At 26.4% G+C, this 19220-nt stretch carries 24 protein-coding genes and 3 tRNA genes; 17 read left to right on the top strand and 10 right to left on the bottom strand.

Going from position 1 to position 19220, the window contains the following annotated elements; translation table 11 throughout:
• Positions 1 to 8: 8 nt before the first annotated feature.
• Together ACBT_RS02095 and ACBT_RS02100 are read left to right on the top strand one after the other, a co-directional pair.
• Entirely contained in the window at positions 9 to 695 is a 687-nt protein-coding gene (locus tag ACBT_RS02095) for an SDR family oxidoreductase (protein WP_024775609.1), read from the top strand.
• 17 nt (positions 696 to 712) lie between these two features.
• On the top strand, positions 713 to 1138 hold the full coding sequence (locus ACBT_RS02100; RefSeq protein ID WP_024775610.1) for a hypothetical protein: 426 nt from the start codon (positions 713 to 715) through the stop codon (positions 1136 to 1138).
• On the opposite strand, the gene ACBT_RS02105 is transcribed toward ACBT_RS02100, so the two are convergent.
• The 4 genes from ACBT_RS02105 to ilvD all read right to left on the bottom strand — a co-directional run bounded on the left by ACBT_RS02105 (position 1139) and on the right by ilvD (position 6279).
• A complete protein-coding gene (locus ACBT_RS02105; protein ID WP_024775611.1) occupies positions 1139 to 2362 on the bottom strand; it encodes an ArsS family sensor histidine kinase in 1224 nt (407 codons plus the stop codon).
• Positions 2359 to 3036, bottom strand: a complete 678-nt coding sequence (locus tag ACBT_RS02110; RefSeq protein ID WP_024775612.1) for a response regulator transcription factor — start codon at positions 3034 to 3036, stop codon at positions 2359 to 2361. Before ACBT_RS02110 ends, ACBT_RS02105 begins: the two co-directional genes overlap by 4 nt.
• Before the next feature lie 12 nt (positions 3037 to 3048).
• Entirely contained in the window at positions 3049 to 4470 is a 1422-nt protein-coding gene (locus tag ACBT_RS02115; RefSeq protein ID WP_024775613.1) for a Do family serine endopeptidase, read from the bottom strand.
• A gap of 120 nt (positions 4471 to 4590) precedes the next feature.
• Complete coding sequence (gene ilvD / locus ACBT_RS02120; protein ID WP_024775614.1) at positions 4591 to 6279, bottom strand: dihydroxy-acid dehydratase; 1689 nt, start codon at positions 6277 to 6279, stop codon at positions 4591 to 4593.
• Between the two features lie 187 nt (positions 6280 to 6466).
• Between ilvD and ACBT_RS02125 the strand changes: the two genes are divergently transcribed.
• The 4 genes from ACBT_RS02125 (at position 6467) to ACBT_RS02140 (ending at position 7122) form a co-directional block, all read left to right on the top strand.
• A tRNA-Leu gene (locus ACBT_RS02125) sits at positions 6467 to 6553 on the top strand.
• An 8-nt stretch (positions 6554 to 6561) separates the two neighbouring features.
• A tRNA-Ser gene (locus ACBT_RS02130) sits at positions 6562 to 6650 on the top strand.
• Between the two features lie 40 nt (positions 6651 to 6690).
• Positions 6691 to 6766: transfer RNA gene (locus tag ACBT_RS02135), tRNA-Cys, on the top strand.
• Positions 6767 to 6879: 113 nt separating this feature from the next.
• Positions 6880 to 7122, top strand: a complete 243-nt coding sequence (locus ACBT_RS02140; protein ID WP_024775615.1) for a hypothetical protein — start codon at positions 6880 to 6882, stop codon at positions 7120 to 7122.
• Positions 7123 to 7148: 26 nt separating this feature from the next.
• Here the strand turns inward: ACBT_RS02140 and ACBT_RS02145 are convergent, their stop codons facing one another.
• The 4 genes from ACBT_RS02145 to ACBT_RS11765 are packed head-to-tail and all read right to left on the bottom strand — an operon-like array spanning position 7149 to position 9999.
• A complete protein-coding gene (locus tag ACBT_RS02145) occupies positions 7149 to 8117 on the bottom strand; it encodes a hypothetical protein (protein WP_024775616.1) in 969 nt (322 codons plus the stop codon).
• Positions 8110 to 8781 carry an ABC transporter ATP-binding protein gene (locus ACBT_RS02150; RefSeq protein WP_024775617.1) on the bottom strand — a complete coding sequence of 224 codons (672 nt, stop codon included), beginning with the start codon at positions 8779 to 8781 and terminating at the stop codon, positions 8110 to 8112. The genes ACBT_RS02145 and ACBT_RS02150 overlap by 8 nt, the downstream gene beginning before the upstream one ends.
• Positions 8778 to 9875 (bottom strand): ABC transporter permease, encoded by a 1098-nt coding sequence (locus ACBT_RS02155; protein WP_024775618.1) that lies wholly within the window; start codon positions 9873 to 9875, stop codon positions 8778 to 8780. The genes ACBT_RS02150 and ACBT_RS02155 overlap by 4 nt, the downstream gene beginning before the upstream one ends.
• A complete protein-coding gene (locus ACBT_RS11765; RefSeq protein WP_266095105.1) occupies positions 9865 to 9999 on the bottom strand; it encodes a hypothetical protein in 135 nt (44 codons plus the stop codon). Before ACBT_RS11765 ends, ACBT_RS02155 begins: the two co-directional genes overlap by 11 nt.
• 205 nt (positions 10000 to 10204) lie before the next feature.
• Between ACBT_RS11765 and dksA the strand changes: the two genes are divergently transcribed.
• Both dksA and ACBT_RS02165 read left to right on the top strand, forming a co-directional pair.
• Entirely contained in the window at positions 10205 to 10576 is a 372-nt protein-coding gene (gene dksA / locus ACBT_RS02160) for an RNA polymerase-binding protein DksA (RefSeq protein ID WP_024775619.1), read from the top strand.
• Entirely contained in the window at positions 10573 to 11571 is a 999-nt protein-coding gene (locus ACBT_RS02165) for a tRNA pseudouridine(13) synthase TruD (protein ID WP_024775620.1), read from the top strand. Before dksA ends, ACBT_RS02165 begins: the two co-directional genes overlap by 4 nt.
• 55 nt (positions 11572 to 11626) lie before the next feature.
• Here ACBT_RS02165 and ACBT_RS02170 read toward each other — a convergent pair whose 3' ends face one another.
• On the bottom strand, positions 11627 to 12610 hold the full coding sequence (locus ACBT_RS02170; RefSeq protein ID WP_024775621.1) for a hypothetical protein: 984 nt from the start codon (positions 12608 to 12610) through the stop codon (positions 11627 to 11629).
• Between the two features lie 8 nt (positions 12611 to 12618).
• A complete protein-coding gene (locus ACBT_RS02175; protein ID WP_024775622.1) occupies positions 12619 to 13197 on the bottom strand; it encodes a YfgM family protein in 579 nt (192 codons plus the stop codon).
• A gap of 114 nt (positions 13198 to 13311) precedes the next feature.
• On the opposite strand from ACBT_RS02175, the gene ACBT_RS02180 reads away from it, so the two are divergent.
• The 9 genes from ACBT_RS02180 to tatA (ACBT_RS02220) all read left to right on the top strand — a co-directional run bounded on the left by ACBT_RS02180 (position 13312) and on the right by tatA (ACBT_RS02220) (position 19220).
• Positions 13312 to 14610 (top strand): S41 family peptidase, encoded by a 1299-nt coding sequence (locus ACBT_RS02180; RefSeq protein ID WP_034218733.1) that lies wholly within the window; start codon positions 13312 to 13314, stop codon positions 14608 to 14610.
• A gap of 12 nt (positions 14611 to 14622) precedes the next feature.
• Positions 14623 to 15576 (top strand): phosphoribosylaminoimidazolesuccinocarboxamide synthase, encoded by a 954-nt coding sequence (locus ACBT_RS02185; protein WP_024775624.1) that lies wholly within the window; start codon positions 14623 to 14625, stop codon positions 15574 to 15576.
• Between the two features lie 47 nt (positions 15577 to 15623).
• On the top strand, positions 15624 to 15869 hold the full coding sequence (purS, locus tag ACBT_RS02190; protein WP_024775625.1) for a phosphoribosylformylglycinamidine synthase subunit PurS: 246 nt from the start codon (positions 15624 to 15626) through the stop codon (positions 15867 to 15869).
• A gap of 1 nt (position 15870) precedes the next feature.
• Complete coding sequence (gene purQ, locus ACBT_RS02195; RefSeq protein WP_024775626.1) at positions 15871 to 16542, top strand: phosphoribosylformylglycinamidine synthase I; 672 nt, start codon at positions 15871 to 15873, stop codon at positions 16540 to 16542.
• A gap of 24 nt (positions 16543 to 16566) precedes the next feature.
• Positions 16567 to 17637 carry a hypothetical protein gene (locus ACBT_RS02200; RefSeq protein WP_024775627.1) on the top strand — a complete coding sequence of 357 codons (1071 nt, stop codon included), beginning with the start codon at positions 16567 to 16569 and terminating at the stop codon, positions 17635 to 17637.
• Positions 17624 to 18310 carry a lysophospholipid acyltransferase family protein gene (locus tag ACBT_RS02205; RefSeq protein WP_024775628.1) on the top strand — a complete coding sequence of 229 codons (687 nt, stop codon included), beginning with the start codon at positions 17624 to 17626 and terminating at the stop codon, positions 18308 to 18310. Before ACBT_RS02200 ends, ACBT_RS02205 begins: the two co-directional genes overlap by 14 nt.
• Positions 18300 to 18686 (top strand): fluoride efflux transporter CrcB, encoded by a 387-nt coding sequence (gene crcB / locus ACBT_RS02210; RefSeq protein WP_024775629.1) that lies wholly within the window; start codon positions 18300 to 18302, stop codon positions 18684 to 18686. Before ACBT_RS02205 ends, crcB begins: the two co-directional genes overlap by 11 nt.
• 65 nt (positions 18687 to 18751) lie before the next feature.
• The gene (gene tatA, locus ACBT_RS02215; protein WP_024775630.1) at positions 18752 to 18973 is read left to right on the top strand and encodes a twin-arginine translocase TatA/TatE family subunit; all 222 of its coding nucleotides are present in this window, start codon (positions 18752 to 18754) and stop codon (positions 18971 to 18973) included.
• Positions 18974 to 18995: 22 nt separating this feature from the next.
• The gene (tatA, locus tag ACBT_RS02220) at positions 18996 to 19220 is read left to right on the top strand and encodes a twin-arginine translocase TatA/TatE family subunit (protein ID WP_024775631.1); all 225 of its coding nucleotides are present in this window, start codon (positions 18996 to 18998) and stop codon (positions 19218 to 19220) included.

A 19220-nucleotide genomic window follows, 5' to 3' on the forward strand; every position in this document is an offset into this window, starting at 1 on the left:
GGAAAAAAGTGAAAACTATTATAATAACTGGTGCTTCAAATGGTATTGGGAAAGTTTTAGCTGAGAAATTAAGAAATAAGTATCATATTATAAATATTGATATTATTGAAAATAATATAGATAAAGTTGCTTTTCACAAATGTGATTTATCAAATAAGTTTGAGCTTTTAGAAACTATAAAAAAAATAAAAAATAGTATAGATTCTCTTTATGCAATTATAAATAATGCAGCAAAATTTACACAAAAAAATATAAGCGAACAAAGTATAGAAGAGTGGGAAAATATAATTTCTATAAATTTAACGGCACCTTATATACTATCAAAAGAGTTTGCAGAACTTTTAAAAAAATCAAAAGGACATATCATAAATATCTCTTCAACTAGAGCAATTATGAGTGAAGAGGGTACAGAAGCTTATAGTGCTTCAAAAGGAGGTATTAGTTCATTAACTCATTCTTTAGCGATATCCTTATCTCCTGAAATAAAGGTAAATTCAATAACTCCTGGATGGATAAATGTTGATAAAAATTATAAACCAACAAAACTAGATAATGAACAGCATCCTACAAATAGAGTAGGTGATGCACAAGATATTTTAGATGTAGTTAATTTTTTATTGAAAAATAGAGGTTTTATAACTGCTAGTAATTTTGTTGTTGATGGTGGAATGACAAAAAAAATGATTTATGTTTAATTTTATAAAGGTAATAGATGACTTATGAAGAGTGGTTTTTAAAACAAGGAGAATTGCATGCAAATGTAATGAAAAAATTGGAAGGGAATACTAAACAAGAGATAATTGAATATTTTAGATTTGAAAATATGGTTAAGAATGAACCAGATTTTTGTCCTTTGTATAAAGATAATAAGAAATGCCATGATATGGAAGATTTAAATTGTTATTTATGTGCTTGCCCTCATTTTAGATTTGATGATAATGGATTTAAAAAAAATCCTGATGGAAAAGTACTTTATTCAGTTTGTAGCATAAATTCTAAAAAAGGAAGTGAATATGTGGGTGATAACTATATTCATCAAAATTGTTCAGATTGTATAGTTCCACATAAAAGAAAATATATAGAAAAGAATTTTCATAGAAATTGGTTTGAAATTATGAAAGATGTTAGAAGTAAATAACTATTTTTCCATATCTATTATAAAGTAATTGTATCCATCTTTATGTTTATAAACTAATTTATATTTATGAAGATTTACAATTGCTTTAACAATATAAAGTCCTAGTCCAAATCCATTACTTCTTTTTTCTTCTTGATAGAATGCATCAGTATAATAATCTAAACTATTTTTAAGGGCTTCTCCTTTTGAAGCAACTTTTATACTTTTGTTGTTGGCTTCAATTTTCGCTTTTTTATCTGTACTAAATTTTAGTGCATTGTCTATTAAGTTTTTTAGAGCAATAGACATCATATAAATATCAACATTGAATGTGAAATTTTCTATATTTTTTTCAATATTGTTAGGATTAATTAGCATTAAATCTATAGTTTTATCAAATATTGTAAGAAAATCAACATCTTCTTTATAAATCATGGTGTTTTTTGAAGTAAGTTTTTCTACAGTTGCTAACTCTTTTATAATATCATCCATTCTTCTAAAAGCTTTTTGAAGATTATCTCTAGTTTTTTCATTTTCTAAGGTTTCTGCTATGAACATAGCCTTTGTTATAGGAGTTTTTAACTCATGCATCATATTTCTCATAAATAAATCTTTTGATTTTGATTGATTATTTATAATATTTATAGCTTCATTAAAACTTCTTGCAATTGTTCCAATTTCATCATTTCCAGTATAATTTAGCTTTATATCTTTATTACCTTTTGAAAATTCAATAATTTGTCTATTTAGAATTTTAAGTGGTTTTAGTTTTCTAGTTAAAATTTCATACAAAATTAAAAATATTAAAAGTGCTAAAATAAATCCAGCTGATATAAAAGCAATACTATAATTATGATATTTTGTATCTTTTAGCATAATATTGTAACCATATTGTTGTACATAAATATAAAATGTTTCATCATATTTATAAACTCTATATGTACCCAAATAATTTTGCGTAATAGTTAATTCTTGAGCATTATTTATAATTTCTAATATTCTGTCTCTATTATCAATAGGTCTAATATTAAACTTTTTATATAAATCTACGAGTCTCTCTTTTGTTGGATGATCTTGGAAAAGTATTAAGAAATTTTCAGCAATCATCTCATATCTATTTTGTAAATTAGAATCATGTCTTTCTTTATCATATCTTATAAACATTGCAAATGTAACAAAGATAGATATAAAAGCCAGAGTAAAGATAATATTTACAAAAGTATTGATAGAGATATTTTTTATCATATTAGTTGATAACCAATACCTCTAACTGATCTAATATATTGTCTGCTATCATCAATATTTGATAATTTTGTTCTTATTCTAGAAATTATTACATCGATATTTTTTAAAGATGAATCATCTTCTATATTATCACTTGTGTAAATAAAATCTTCTCTTGATACAACACCATGATTTCTTTGAATTAAAAGTTTTAAAATATCATACTCCGCCAGAGTCAAATTTAATGCAACATTTTTGAATATGATTTGTAAGTCACTCTCTCTTAGTTCAAAAATTTGATCCTCTTGATTTTTATTACTATTTGATTTCGAATCAACTCTTTTTAAAATAGTTTTAATTCTAGCTTGAAGTTCTCTTGGATTGTAAGGTTTTGGTAAATAATCATCAGCTCCACGCTCTAATCCCATAACTTTATCTAAGATGTCATCTCTTGCAGAGCTTATTATTATAGGAATATTTGATTTTTCTCTAATTTTTGGAATCAATTCTAATCCATCTATTTCAGGAAGAGTTAAATCCAGAATTAATAATTCATAATCTTTGTTTAAATCAAGCATAGATAACCCATTATAAGGGCTATCTGTAGTTGTAACATCTATATCAAATGATCTTAAATAATCCGTAATGATTTGAGCTAATTCTAAATCATCTTCTATCATAAGTATTTTAATGATGATATATCCTTTTTATTTAATTACAAACATTATAGTTTGTCCATATCTATTTACATAAATTCTTTTATGTTTATCATTGTATTTTTTAAGTGCTGTTTCAATATTTGTGAAGTTTTTAACCTCTACATCTTCTATTTGTATAATTATATCTCCAGCTAAGAAACCAGCCTTTTCAGCTTTAGATTTCGGTTCTACATCTGTTATTAAAACACCACTAGCATCTGGAGAAAGTCTATACTTCTTTATAACTTCATTAGTTATATTATTTAGCTTTAATCCACCAAGCAAAGTATTAACTTCAGTTTGAACTCCAACCAAGCTAGTTCTATCTCCTAAAATTATATCTAAACTTATATCTTTTCCATCTCTTTCAATTTCTAAATTGATTTTTTCATTTGGTTTAAATGATGCAATTGTATTTTGTAATGCATTTCTATCTTTTATTGATTTACCATTTATAGAGTAGATTAAATCTCCTCTTTTTAAACCATATTTAGCAGCTGGTGTATCACTAGATATATCTAAAACAACAGCTCCTTCTTTTCTTTTATATACTAGTTTAGAATCTTTTTCAAGTTCACCTATCGCAACTCCTAAATAACCTCTTACAACTTTACCATCTACTACAAGTTTAGTTACTACATCTTTTACCATATCAACAGGAATTGCAAATCCTATTCCATCATTTCCACCACTTTTTGATAAAATTGCAGTATTTATTCCTATTAGTGCCCCTCTACTATCTACTAATGCTCCACCACTATTTCCAGGATTTATAGATGCATCAGTTTGAATGTAGTTTTCATATTTATTAATTCCTACTTTATCTTTATTTAAAGCGGAGATAATACCCATTGTTACAGTATTACCAACACCAAAAGGATTTCCAATAGCAAAAGTTACATCTCCGATTTGAAGAGAGTTAGAATCTGCTAATTTTATAGGAGTTAGTGGTTTACTAGAATCAATTTTTATTACAGCAATATCGCTATCCCCATCTTTTCCAATTAATTTTGCAGAATATTCTGTAGGATCATCCCCAATTGTTACGCTTATTTCATCTGCATTTTCAACAACGTGGTTATTTGTTACAATGTATCCATCTTTTGTAACAATAACTCCAGAACCAAGTGATCTTTGAACTCTATTTTGTTTAAATTGATTTGAGAACTCTTCTCCAAAAAATTTTCTAAAAAATGGGTCATCGAACATTTGCATAGGAAGATTATCAATATTTGAATCTACACTTCTTTTTGCTGAGATATTAACAATAGAATTTACGGATGATTTTATACTATTATTAAAAGATAAAATTTCAGAAGTAGAGTTTGGGGCTATTCTCTGTGGACTTTTATCCACCTCTTCAAATTCAATAGTTTTTGCAAAAAGTGAAGTAGCCAATACAATAGATGTAAAAAATAGTTTTTTATTCAAATTAGAATCCTTAAATATAAAAATTTATAATACAAGAAATATAGCAAATCAATGTAAACTATTTTACAATAAAAAGTTAATCAAGAGTAAATTTAAAATAGGCAAAAAGCCTATTTTAAATTACAGATCAGTTTTTAAAATAGCACCACTACTTGCATTTGTAACTAAAGCTCTATATTGTCCTAACCATGAAGATTTAATTGGTTTTTTAACAGGTACAAATTCGTCTCTTCTTTGAGCAATTTCTTCAAATGTTAAATTTACACTTAAAATATATTTGTCAACATCGATATGAATTTCATCACCGTCTTTTAATAAACCAATCATTCCACCCTCTGCAGCCTCTGGAGAAACGTGACCAATAGATGCTCCTCTTGTAGCACCACTAAATCTTCCATCAGTTATAAGTGCAACTTTATCTCCTAGACCCATTCCCATAATAAGACTTGTAGGAGCTAGCATCTCTTGCATTCCAGGACCACCTTTTGGACCTTCATATCTAATAACTACAACATCTCCAGCTTTTACTTTACCACTTATAATTCCTTTAATAGCTTCAGGTTGCCCATCAAAACAAACAGCTTTCCCAGTAAATACTCTACTTCCTGTAATACCAGCAGTTTTAATAACTGCTCCTTGTTCAGCCAAATTACCATATAAAATTGCTAATCCACCAACTTCTGAATATGGATTGTCTATAGTATGAATTATGTTAGTATCTTTTATGTAAGCATCTTTTATTCTTTCTAAAAGACTTTCACCTGTAATTGTAAGATTGTCTAAAAGAATATCATCTCCTCTTTTTGACATCTCTTTCATAACAGCATTTACTCCACCAGCTTTATTTATATCTTCCATATGTACAGTGCTTAGAGAAGGAGAAATTTTTGCAATATGTGAAACTCTTTTTGAAATCTTATTTATGTCTTCAAGATTGAAATTTACACCAGCTTCTTTTGCAATAGCAAGCATATGTAAAACTGTATTTGAGCTTCCACCCATTGCCATATCTACAGCAAAAGCATTTCTTACAGCTTTTTCATTTAAAATATTTTTTAATTTAAATTTTTCTAATGATGCTCTATCAAGAGCGATTTCACAAATTCTTCTTGCAGCTTTTCTATATAACTCTTCTCTTTCTTTTGTTAAAGCTAAAATAGTTCCATTTCCTGGTAAAGCAATACCCATGGCCTCCATTAAAGTATTCATAGAGTTAGCAGTAAACATACCAGAACATGAACCTCCACTTGGACAAGCATTACACTCAATATCTTTTAACTCTTCTTCACTAATATCACCTGCTTCAAATTTTCCAACAGCTTCAAAAGCAGTAGCCAAATCTATTGGAGTACCATCTTTTGTATAACCTTTTTGCATAGCTCCACCACTTACGAAAACTGTTGGAACATTTACTCTTAATGCTCCCATAATCATACCTGGAACAATTTTATCACAGTTTGGAATAGCGATCATAGCATCTAATTTATGTGCATTCATTACAGTTTCAATAGAGTTTGCAATTAACTCTCTACTTGGTAGTGAAAATAACATTCCATCATGTCCCATAGCAATTCCATCATCAACACCAATAGTATTGAATTCGAAAGGAACACATCCATTTTTTCTAATTTCATCTTTTATAATAGTTGATACTTTATCTAAGAAAAAATGTCCAGGAATTAACTCAATAAATGAATTTGCAACACCAATAAACGGTTTATTAAAATCTTCATCTTTTAATCCAGTTGCTCTAAGTAAAGATCTATGGGGAGTTCTATCAAACCCTTTTTTTATCTCATCACTTCTCATATTAGTCCTTATAAAAATTTAAAAAAATACTTTTTGATTATACAAATATTCATTTTCAGATTACATTAAAAATAGAGTAATTTTATAATTTCAAAAAAAAATTAAAAAACTCTTGACAAATATAAAAAAAGCCACTATAATTCCAGTCCAATTTAAGTAAAAACTTAAAAGGGTTCTTAACAAAAATGCGAGTGTGGCGGAATAGGTAGACGCGCGGGACTTAAAATCCCGTTCCGGTTTCGGAGTGTGAGTTCGATTCTCACCATTCGCACCACTAAGAGTAGAGGATTGACAGAGTTGGTCGATTGTACCGGTTTTGAAAACCGGCGAGGTTCACGCCTCCGAGGGTTCGAATCCCTTGTCCTCTGCCACTTAAATAATCAAATTTTACTTTTTTGATTTGTCTTTGTTGGAGGTATAGCAAAGCTGGTAATGCCTCGGATTGCAAATCCGACATGCGTTGGTTCGAGTCCGACTACCTCCTCCAATCTATTTAATTTTCTTCAAGTTAGACTTTCACAACAATTATTTCACGATTAATTTGGTATTATTCCGCACTTTATTTCAAAAGAATAAAATATTACAAAAAAGGAACGCAAAATGAAAAAAATTTTATTAGCATCAGCTGTAGCAGTGGCATTATTTACAGGTTGTACAGAAGATAAAAAACCAGCAGAAACAAAAGTGGAAGCTCCTAAAACAGAAACTGCAAAAGCAGTAGAAGCTGTAAAAGAAGCAACAGCAGAAGTAAAACAAGAAGCTAAAGAAGCAACAACTGCAGTTAAAGATGCTGCTCAAGAAGTAAAAGAAGCAGTAACTGCTCCTGCAGAAGATAAAAAATAATTAAATAAATCCGTGTTTTCACGGATTTATAATAAAACTCCATTTAAAATATAGTATCTTGCAACATAAAAACTAACCAATAATACAAATATTGAATTAAAGATTAAAGACAATTTGTAGATTTTCCCCTTATTTAATCCTTCAAATTTTGAAAAAATATTTGTACAGATAGAAAAGAAGAGTCCTAAAAACAAACTACTCCATATAAAGTATCCAATAAAATTATACTCAGTTTGTAGCATACAAAAAGGACATTGATGAGTTGGAAGTTCGTAAATGTATGTTGAAAAAAAGTAAGTTACACTAAAATAAGCTAAATAAGTAAATAAAATATTAGAAAATAGAAGTAAAAGAGACTTTTTTTGTAAGCTTGAAATAACAGTTAGTATGTATAATAAATAAAAAATTGTGATTAAATTTGGAATATTTAAATTAAAAGGAATATTCGTAGATACACTACTTACTCCAAATATTATAGAACAGCATTCTACAGGCTCTTTAGTTGGTATATTTATTAAAAAATATAAATCTAAAATGAGTTCTACACTAAAAAGAACAAATATTATAATAAAAAAAGAAAATTTTAATTTTGTGTATTTATAATCTTTTTGCTTTAAATCTAAATAGTTAAGAATAATCCAAAATCCAATGAAAAATAGATTTATTACTTTTAAAACAAGAGAAAAATTCCCAAAATCATTTGAAGAAAAAATTCCTGCAGCACACATTGCTCCATGAACTAAAAAAGTTAAAGAATCTATACTATATATAAAGTAGAAAAAAGTGAATATTTTTGAAAAAAGAGCAAATGAAATTATTAATATAACTAAATAGGCTTTTTTTTCTAGATTGTATTGTAAAGAATTACTTTTAGTATAATCCCAATTCTTAAGAATTTGAATAGAAATAAAAAAAGATATAAAAAGTAAAAAATAAATCACTATTTGAGAAAAAAGTAGAATAATAATTTCGTTTGATAAAAATAAATTATTCATGAATAGTTCCATTTTTTAGTTCTATTTCTAAATCAACAAAATTTTGGTTAAAAAATATAGGGTCATGACTAGCAATAATTATAGTTTTTCCTAAATCTTTGAGATTTTTAATAATATTTATAAAATTTTGTGAGTTATCATAATCCAAAGATGCTGTTGGTTCATCGCATAAAATAAGTTCACCTTCATTAACTAAAGCTCTTGCAATTGCACATCTTTGTTTTTCTCCACCTGAAAGATTAAAAATTAGTTCATCTTTTTTATGATAAATATTCGCTAGTTTTAAAGCCGATTCAACTTTAATATCAATCTCTTTTTGGGAGAATCCTAAAGGAATTAATGGAATTGATACATTGTCTCTTACATTAAATTCATTAAAAAGATTAAAAAATTGAAAAATAAATCCTATATTTTTTGCTCTAAAATTACTTGAATGAATATCTGGAAATTTAGAGATTAGTTCATCTTTATAATATACTTCACCACTTGTTGGTTTTTGCATAGTTGATATTATTGATAAAAGAGTTGATTTACCACTTCCACTAACACCTTTTAGAACTGTACAAGAACCTTTCTTTATCTCTAAATTTATATCTTTTAGCGAATAAAACTCTTTATTTGTATTTTTATAAAATATTTTATTTAGATTTACTATTTTTATCATTTTAAACTTTCAAATGGATTTATTGCTGATGTTTTCCATGCAGGTATTAAAACTGCACTTAAAAAAGGAATCATAAAGAATAAAAATATAGTAAATATTGATGAAACATTAAAGTAAGTATCTAATAGAAAATTATTTTCTAAATTGTTAAATCCAATAAAAATATATTTTAAAACAGGAGCCTGTAAAATAAAAACAAAAATAAATGCAAAAATAGTCCCTAAGATAAATGCAACAAATGAGATTATAAAATTTTCAGTGAATTTTAATTTGATAATATCTTTTATGCTAAATCCCAAAGCTTTTAATATAGCAATCTGTTTTTTTTCATTTGAGCTAATTTGAGAATATACTTGAAAAATGATTAAGCTTAAAGTAAAAATTACAACTATAAATAGTGTTAGAAAAAATCCGCCTTTATAGTTAAAAATATTTTCATAATTCTTTTTTATTTCAGCTTTTTCTATAACTTTTATATTATTGTCTAATCTATAAACTTTTTCTCTTATATTATCTCTTTCTAGTTCATTCTTTACATTAAAAGTTATATCTGTAGCATGATTATTTTCTATTTGTAAAATTTGTTTAGCTAAATTTATATCCATTATTATTAAATCATTTGCAACTAAATTTTCTTCACCTTTAAGGCTTTTTTGGATTTTGAAAATTTTATTTTCTATTATAAATTCATTTATGAATTGATATTTTTCAAGAAGTTTTTTTACTCCTTGACCAACAATAATTGAATCTTTTTCTAAATCTTTACTAGAAATTCCAACAATTGTAAAATAGATATTGTCACTTATAAATTTATATTGTCCATAAACTCTTTCTTCAATATTTGAAATTCCTCTTATAGTTTCTAATTTTTTTATAATTTCCAAATCTATATTTTTATTAAATTTATTTTGAATTATAAAATCACTATGATTTTCTAATGTTTTAAAAAGACTATTTTGTAAAGAGTCTTTTATAAAAAGTGTAGAACAACAAAGAAATACAATAAATATTGAAAGAATAAATATTGCTAGATGTCTAGATTTATGTTTATAAATTTGTAGAAAAACAAAATTAAGAAAAACACTAGTTTGCATAGACAAAATCCATATAGTTACTTTTAAAATTTAAGTCGCTTAACTCTTTTTTTGAAATTGTATAGTCTTTAAATCTTTGATTATAATCTTTAGTAGAATATGCAAAATTTGAAAGTTTTGTCATCTCTAAAGTTTTATATTGATTAGGATAATTTTTATAAACGAATAGTAAAAATGTAAGAAATATTAAAAAACTTACAATGGTAACTATTGAAAAAAGTGTATAAGCTCTAATAATAGACTCCTTATGAAATATAATAATTTTAGCAATTTTAAGTTAAGTAACTATTAAAAAAGGGTATAATCGCACGAATTTTTAAGGAGAGTTTATGGCAAATAAGAATCAAATTGATGAATTAAAAACAATTTTACTTCAAAGAAAAGATAGTCTTTCACAAAATATACATAGTAGTATTGATAGTATTGATCAGTTAAAAGATCAAGATATTAATGATGACCTTGACTATGCAGATTTTGTGAGTGATTCATTTACTGAAGGGATGATTGCAAATCACCAATTAGATGAGCTAAAACAAATTGAAGAGGCTCTAAAGAAGATAAAAGAAGGAACTTACGGTATTTGTGATATGTGTGGAATTAATATTCCAATAGGAAGATTAAAAGCAAAACCTTTTGCAAGATTTTGTACAGAGTGTAGAACTGTATTTGAGCAAGAGAATTCAAAAAGAGCAAAAGCTTGATAAGAAGAGTTTATCCATTAAATGATAAAACTTTAAACTTTAAATTTTTACAAAATGAAGAAGATTTTATAGTAGAAGAGCAACCTATAAAGTTCTCAAATTCTGGGAACTTTGTAGTTTTAGAGATAAAAAAACAAAATTGTGATACTTGGGAATTATTAGATAGATTATCTAAATTTTTAGGTGTATTTTCAAATGAAATAGGTTATGCTGGTCTTAAAGATAAGAGAGCAACGACAATTCAATATATTACTATTCCAAAAAAATATTCAAAAGAATTAAAAAATTTTAAATCAAAAAAAATTGAAATAAAAGAACTTTGTTTGCATAATAAAAAATTAAACATTGGTGATTTAGAAGGTAATAGATTTAAAATTAATTTACATGAAGTTGAAAAAGCTGATATTTTTCATATAGAAAAAATACTAAAAATTATTTCAAAATTTGGTATGCCAAACTATTTTGGTTATCAAAGATTTGGAAAAGATGTAAAAGATAACCTAGAAAAAGCCAAAGAATTACTTTTCGGAGATGGAAAAGTAAAAGATAAAAAAGTTGCGAAAATGTTAATGAGTGCATATCAAAGTACTTTTTTTAATGCTTGGTTAGTTGAGAGATTGAAATTAGATAAAAATAGTTTTAAACTTTTAAATGGTGATATTTTTTATGATATAAAAAATGATAAACTTTTTACTCCAAAATCTATAAGCGAAAAAGTTTTAGCTGATTTTAAAGAGCATTTAATAACTCCAACTGGATTACTTCCTGGACGAGATGTTTATAAAGCAAGAGAAGAAGCATTAAAAATAGAACAAAAATATGATGACAGTGCAATTAGTGAAAAAGGATATAGAAGAGAAGCTATAATTTTTCCCAAAAATATAACTTGTAAATATGATTTAGAGAAAAAGATGTGTAGTTTAGATTTTACTCTACCAAAAGGATCATATGCAACAGTTTTAGTTGAATTCTTAGCTAATAGAAATTTTTCTTAATGTAGAGGTTTTAGATTTAATGAGAACATAGTCTCACTAAATCTAAATTAATTTTTTAAGGAAGTATTATTTTATCTGAACCGTAGTAAATTGTATTTCCGATAGCTATCATTCTTTCTTCATTATCGAAACTAAAATCATAAACTGTATCTTTTTTAAAGTCTTTATCAATATTTATTAAGAAACCTTGAGATTCAACAGCATATAAAGAATTTGTAAATGCTAAAGTATGGAATTTAGCGTACTTATATTTTTTCTTAGCAACTTCTTCTAAACTAGAAGATAATTTTATTAATTGACCATCTATTGTTGCAACATAAATATCTTTTCCTGAAACAACAACATCTCTTATTCTATAGTTTTTTGATAAAATCTCTTTTGGAGATATTGATACTATTTTATTTGAACTAGCAACAATTAATGTTTGTTCATTTTCAATTACACCTAACTCAATTATATTATTTATCTCATGTTCATGATCAACAGCTATATTTTTAATTTGTTCATTATTTGTTGAAGAAACTATTAAAACTCTACCATTTAAAGTTGGGAATAATATAAGGTTTCCAAAAAATAATGGATTTGCAATTCTTGTATCATTCGCTAAAGATATTGGTAAATATTCTTTGAAAAGGGTTTTATTACTAGTTAAATCAATTAATTCCATAGTATTATTTGAATGAATAACTGCCAATTTATTGTTTTTAACTGAAGCTGCAACAATTGGATCTTTCATTGGTTTTTCTTCGTTACCAATTAAAATCTTATCAATATAATTTGTTGCAATAATTTTACCATCTTCTGTTGTATTTAAAAATTGAAATCCTTCTGGAAGTTCAGTATTTGAAACACCTGCTTTTGTAATAAACTTATTGTCTTCTAACGTTCCACCAATTCTATTAAATGATTTAATAGATGAACCAATTGAGCTTTTGTTTAGTTCAATGTCGTCACTTGTTTCTTTTGGTTCATAATATTTTTTACCAGAACAAGCTGTAAATAAAACTAAAGCTAGAGTTGAAATTAATATAGATTTCATGTTTTTCCTTATTTTGTAAGTAGATAGTGGTTTAATAAATTAACTAATTCAATAGTTCTTGAATCATTTGATATTTTTGCTAATGTATCTTTAGCTTCTTGATATTTTTTTTCATTAGTTAAAATAAGAGCTTTGTTAAAAAGTGCATAATCTTTTAGTAAAAAATCACCTTTCATGCTTAGCTTGTCTAAAGCTTCAAGATTACTATCTTTTTTAGCAAGTTCAAATTCTAAAAGTTCTTTTAAAATAGGTAAAGATATTTCAACTGATTTTTCATCTTTTTTCGCTTTTAAATACAAAGCAACTTCATAAAGATTTTTATTTTTATTTTTTAAATCTTCAAGTGCTTTTTCATCACCCTTTTCTAAGTAACTATTTAAAAGTAAATTTGATTCATATTTGTTTGATTCATCAAAACTTTTTTTAACAACATAAAAAATCGAACCAAGAACAATAGCTACAACCAAAGCAATAAGTAGATTTTTATATTTCTTAAAAAATCTCTCACTTTTTACAAAACCTTCAAGAAGTTTTTCTTCACTACTTAATTCAGATTTTATATAATCAACATTCTCTTTTATGCTCATTTAATTAACCTTTTTTAAAACTAACTGATATATTACAAAATTTTTAATAAAATAATACTTTTATGAAATTTTTTGTATAATAATGGGCTATAAATTTTAAAGGTTGAAAAAATTATGAATAGATTATTAGTTGCTACTTCTATTGCATTTGTGTTAAGTTCAAGCTTATTTGCAAAAGAAAAAGTAGAGGAACCTACACAAACAAGATTTGAATCATTGTCAAAATTAACAAAAGTTATTGGAACAGTTGAAAAATACTATGTTGATGATATAAAATTACAAGAAATTGTTGATAAAGCATTAAAAGGTTTAATGCAAGAATTAGATGCCCATTCTAGTTATTTAGATAAAAAAGCTAGTAAAGAAATGAGTATTCAAACTCAAGGGGAGTTTGGTGGTTTAGGGATTACTGTTGGAATGAGAGATGGTGCGTTAACTGTTATTTCTCCAATTGATGATACACCAGCTTTTAAAGCAGGAGTTAAATCACTTGATATTATTTTAAAGATAAATGAAACTTCGACTATTGGAATGACATTGGATGAAGCTGTAAATATGATGAGAGGAGAGCCTAATACTGATATAAAGCTAACTCTTGTTAGAAAAGGTGACCCAAAACCAATCGAAGTAAAAATGAAAAGAGATGTTATAAAAGTTCAATCTGTTTTTGCAAAAAAACTTGAAGGTGAAAATATTTTATATCTTAGAATCTCAAGTTTTGATACAAAAGTTGCAACTGAGCTAGAAAAAGCAATCAAAGAAAATAAAGATGCAAAAGGTATTATTTTAGATTTAAGAAATAATCCTGGAGGACTCCTAAATCAAGCAATTAGCGTTGTTGATATGTTTGTTAAAAATGGAGTTATAGTTTCTCAAAAAGGAAGAGATGTTGCAGATGAGGAAAAATTTGAAGCGAATAAATTAGGATTTAAGACAGATTTACCTTTAGTTGTTCTTGTTAATGAAGGTTCAGCATCGGCATCAGAAATTGTAAGTGGTTCTTTACAAGATCACAAAAGAGCAGTTGTTATAGGAGAAAAAACTTTTGGAAAAGGTTCAGTTCAAGCTGTACTTCCAATAGATAATGAAAAAACAGAAAATATCAAACTTACAATTGCAAAATATTATTTACCAAGTGGAAGAACAATTCAAGCTGAGGGAGTAACACCTGATATTATTGCAAGTGCGGGTAAAGTTACAAAAAGTGATGAGAATACTATAAAAATTAAAGAAGCAGACCTTAAAAAACATTTAGAAGGTGAGTTAAATAAGGTTGATGAAAAAATTAAAGCAGAAGAAAAAGCTATAAAAGATGAGAATAAAAAAGTTATTTCAAAAGATGATTTGATGGAAGATAATCAATTAAATACATCTTTAGCAATTTTAAAAAGTTTAATAATAATGAATAAATAATAGGAAGAATAGATGAATATTGAAAACATTAAAGCTTTAGGACTTTGGCCAGATAGTAAAAAAACAACAACAAATAAAGGTTTAGCAGAACTTGAAAATTTAGGTTATAACCTTTTTTACATAGGTAAAAATGCTGATTTATATAGTTGTCCAGGAGATGAAGCAAAAGTATTACTTGTAAGAAGTGATAGAACTTCTGTATTTGATATACCACTAAATTTAGAAATAGAAGGTAAAGGAAAAATTCAAACTGCTATTTCAAATTTTGGTGCAAGTTTTGCAAAAAAAGCTGGTATAAGAACTGCAATTTTAGATGAGAATGTTTCAAGTGATGTAGAGGAATTTGAAAGATGTCAAATGATGGAACTATGTAAACCTTTAGAGGCTGAAATTGAAGGTGAAGTAGTTCAATTTGAATTAATCTTTAGAAATTATTTAACAGGTTCTTTATTTGAAGCTATTAAAAATGGTTTAGATCCTTATGGATTAAATTTACCTTCAAATTTAACTGAATGGCATAAATTTGATAGTGCTATTTTTACTCCTACAACTAAAGGTATTAAAGACGAGCCATTAAAAACTAGTAGTGTAAAAGAAAAATTTCCTGAAATTATTTCAAGTTTAGAAAAACTATTTAATGATTTTACAGCTTTTGCAAAAACAAGAGGTATTGTTGTTGTTGATACAAAGTTTGAAATATTTGTAGATAAAAATGGTTCATGGGTTTTAGGTGATGAAGTTTTAACTCCAGAAAGTTCAAGATTTATTGCCTTAGAAGATTTTGAAAAAGGCAATTTTATCTCTATGGATAAACAAATTTTAAGAGATTTTGGTAAAAAAGAGAATTGGAAAGAACAATCAAAATCTTTAAAAGCTGGAGAAAAACTTCAAGTAAATGTACCACAAGAGATAAAAGATAAAATTTTAAATGGATACAAGACTATTTTAGAAAGATTAAGCAAATAAATTTTTAGATATAATCAGCAAAAAATATAATAAAAGGTATGGAAAATATGAAAGCAGTTGTAAATGTTGGATTAAAAAAAGGTGTTCTAGACGATCAAGGAAAAGCTATTAATCATGCTTTAGGAACTTTAGGATTTAAAGATTTGATTTCTGATGTTAGAGTTGGTAAACAAATTATTATTGAGCTTAATTCAACAGACAAAGAAAAAGCTAAAGAAGAAGTTATAAAAATGTGTGAGAAACTTCTTGCCAACACTGTTATCGAAGATTATAGTGTTGAAATAGTAGGTTAATATGAAAGTAGCAGTATTACAATTTCCAGGAACAAACTGTGAATTTGATGCAAAGTATGCATTTTCAAAATTAGGTTGTGATGTAGAAGTTGTTTGGCATAAAGAAGGTAAGCTTCCTGAAGGTACAGATTTAGTTGTTGTTCCAGGTGGTTTTTCTTATGGCGATTATTTAAGAAGTGGAGCTATTGCTAGATTTGCAGCTATTATGGAAGATGTAAAGAAATTTGCATCAAATGGTGGAAAAGTTATAGGAATTTGTAATGGATTCCAAATTTTACTTGAAGCTGGACTTCTTCCAGGTGCAATGAAAAGAAATGATACATTACATTTTATTTCAAAATATCATCACCTAAAGGTTATAGATAATAATAATGATTTTTTAAAACTTTTAAATGTTGGTGATGTTGTAAATATACCTGTTGCACACCATGATGGAAATTATTATATTGATGATGCTGGATTAAAAGAGCTTGAAAAGAATAACCAAATTTTATTAAAATATTGTTCAAAAGATGGAGAATTAGTTAGCATGAATGGAAGTGTTTCTAATATTGCTGGAATTTGTAATAAAGAGAAAAATGTTTTTGGTTTAATGCCACATCCAGAACGTGCTATTGAAGACATTTTAGGTTCAACTGATGGTGTTAATATGTTGAAAGGATTTTTAAAATAGAAGTACTCTTCTATTTTAAGTAAAATGAAAAAAGTAATATTACTTTTAATATCAATAGTAACAGTTTTTGCAGTTAATTTGTTTGCAGCAAAAAATCTATATCTAAGTATCCTAAAAGAACCTACAAGTGTACATAAAAATCAAAAATTTGAAGTAAAAGTTAAAGCTTTAGTTACAACTACTGATTTTACTTCTCTTACAACAAATTTTTCAAATCAATCAAATATTACTGTTATGAATCCAAGTTCACCTTGGAAAAAGATTTCAGATGATACTTATGAAAATAGTTTTTATTTTAAGGTAAAATCTTCAAATTTCAAATTACCTATTATTGAGGTAAAGCTTTGGAATTCTAATTCTCTTATTGATATTAGCACAATTGAAACTGGAAATATAGGTTTTTCAAATATTGGAAAAAATGATGATAGATTTTCTAAAGTTATTGCTGATAATATAATACTAAAAGCATATAAAACAAAACAGTATAACAATCAAGAAGCATTGACAATAATTGATATTGATGCAGTTAATTCTAATTTAGAAGATTTTAATTTAGACAATGTAGTTGAACAAGGTGTTTCAAGTATTAAAGAGTGGGAAAATATTCAAAATTTAGTTTATTATGTTGTAACACCAATTTACGATAAGAATCTTACTTTTACATACTTTAATTCATTATCAAACTCATTTAAAGAAGTAAGAGTTCCTTTAATATTACAAAATGAGCTTGTAAGTACACAAACAGATTTAAATCCAAATGATTCAACATTTGAAAAATATAAAAAAGTAGCGTCTACAATAGTTTGTATATTTTTATTGATTCTGTTTATTTGGAAAAGAAAAAAATATTTAATACCATTTGTTGTAATAACATTTATTTTTGCCTTAATATACAATCTTCCAAATGATAAAGGGAAAATACAAACAGATTCTTTTGTATATATTTTACCGACAAAAAATTCAACAGTATTTTTTAAAGCAGATAAAGAGTTAGAAGTTGAAGTGTTGGAAAAAAAAGGACAATTTATTAAAGTTTTAGGTGTTGAAGATGGATTTATAGGTTGGATAAAGGAGGATAGTTTTGAGAAAAATTAGAGGAATTTTTGTATTTATTCAATTTTCAATAACTGTTGCAATTGTTGTTTTTTTTATGTATCTATTTAGAAATCATGCACATAAAGTAATAAAAATTTGGATGAAAGTTCAAATGTTTTTTTTAGGAATAAAATTAGAAGTTGAAGGAAAATTAGATGAGAGTTGTGATTTAATAATAATTAATCATCAATCTCTTCTTGATATTATAATAATGGAACATATTCATAGTAGAAATATTGCTTGGGTTGCAAAAAAAGAGATTGCAGATCTATTTTTCTTTGGACATATAATAAAAGCTCCAAGAATGATAAGTGTAGATAGAGAAAATAAAGCAGGATTAATTAAACTTTTATCTGATGTGAAAAATAGATTAGAAATTGGTCGACCAATAGCAATGTTCCCAGAAGGAACAAGAAGTGATGGAACTTATATGGGAGAATTTAAAGCTGGAGCTAAAATGGTTGGAAATAAATTTAACTTAAAAGTTCAACCAGTAGTTATGTTTAATACTAGAAATATAGTAAATTCACAAAAAGCTGAAGCTGCACCAGGTGTTGTTAAAGTTGTTTATTTAGAACCAGTTCAAGCTAGTAAAGATACTTCATGGTATGAAGATACAGAAAAAAATATGAGAGAAGTTTTCGAAAAAGAGTATAAAAATTATGTCAAATAATTTGCAGATTATTTTTTCAGTTGGTTTAGGTGGAGCACTTGGATCAATATTGAGATTTTATGCTGTAGATTATATACATAAACTAGGAATAAATAGTTTTCCAATAGGAATACTATTTGTAAATTTAGTAGGTTCATTAATAATAGGCATATTATATGCATATTTTTCAACTCAAGAAATCTCAACAGCGGTTAAAGCATTTTTAGTTGCTGGATTTTTGGGAGGATTAACTACATTTTCAACTTTTGCATTAGATACTTATTTACTGTTTAATAGTTCGTTAAATTTCGCAATATTAAATATAGCTTTGAATCTATTTGGATCAATATTTTTAGTTATGATTGGTTTCAAGATAACTCTGCTTTTTATGAAATGACCTTAGTCAAAATTTTTTAAGTTTTTTTAGTTATAATAATTTTCATATCAAAAAAAGGATAGATGATGGGTATGCCAAGCGGTATGCAGTTATTGGTGATTGTTTTAATTGTTTTAATTCTATTTGGTGGTAAAAAAATACCAGAATTAGCAAAGGGTTTAGGTAGTAGTATTAAAAACTTCAAAAAAGCTGTAAAAGAAGATGAAGAAGAAGTTGCGACTGCATCTAAAATTGAAGATAATGAAAAAAAAGCTGATTCAAAAGTAAGTGAAACAAAAAAGGTTTAATTTTAATAAATAAAGGATTTTTATGAGTATGCCAAGCGGTATGGAATTATTAATAATAGTTCTAATTGTTTTAATTTTATTTGGTGGTAAAAAGATTCCAGAACTTGCAAAAGGGTTAGGAAGTGGTATTAGAAACTTCAAAAAAGCTGTGAAAGAAGATGAAGAAGAAGTGGTTGCTAAAAAAAGTGATGAAATAGAAAAAAAACCTGAAGCACCTGTACAAAATCAAGAAATAAAAAATTCATAA

Source organism: Aliarcobacter cibarius (genome assembly GCF_013372265.1).
GTDB classification, from domain to species: Bacteria; Campylobacterota; Campylobacteria; order Campylobacterales; family Arcobacteraceae; genus Aliarcobacter; species Aliarcobacter cibarius.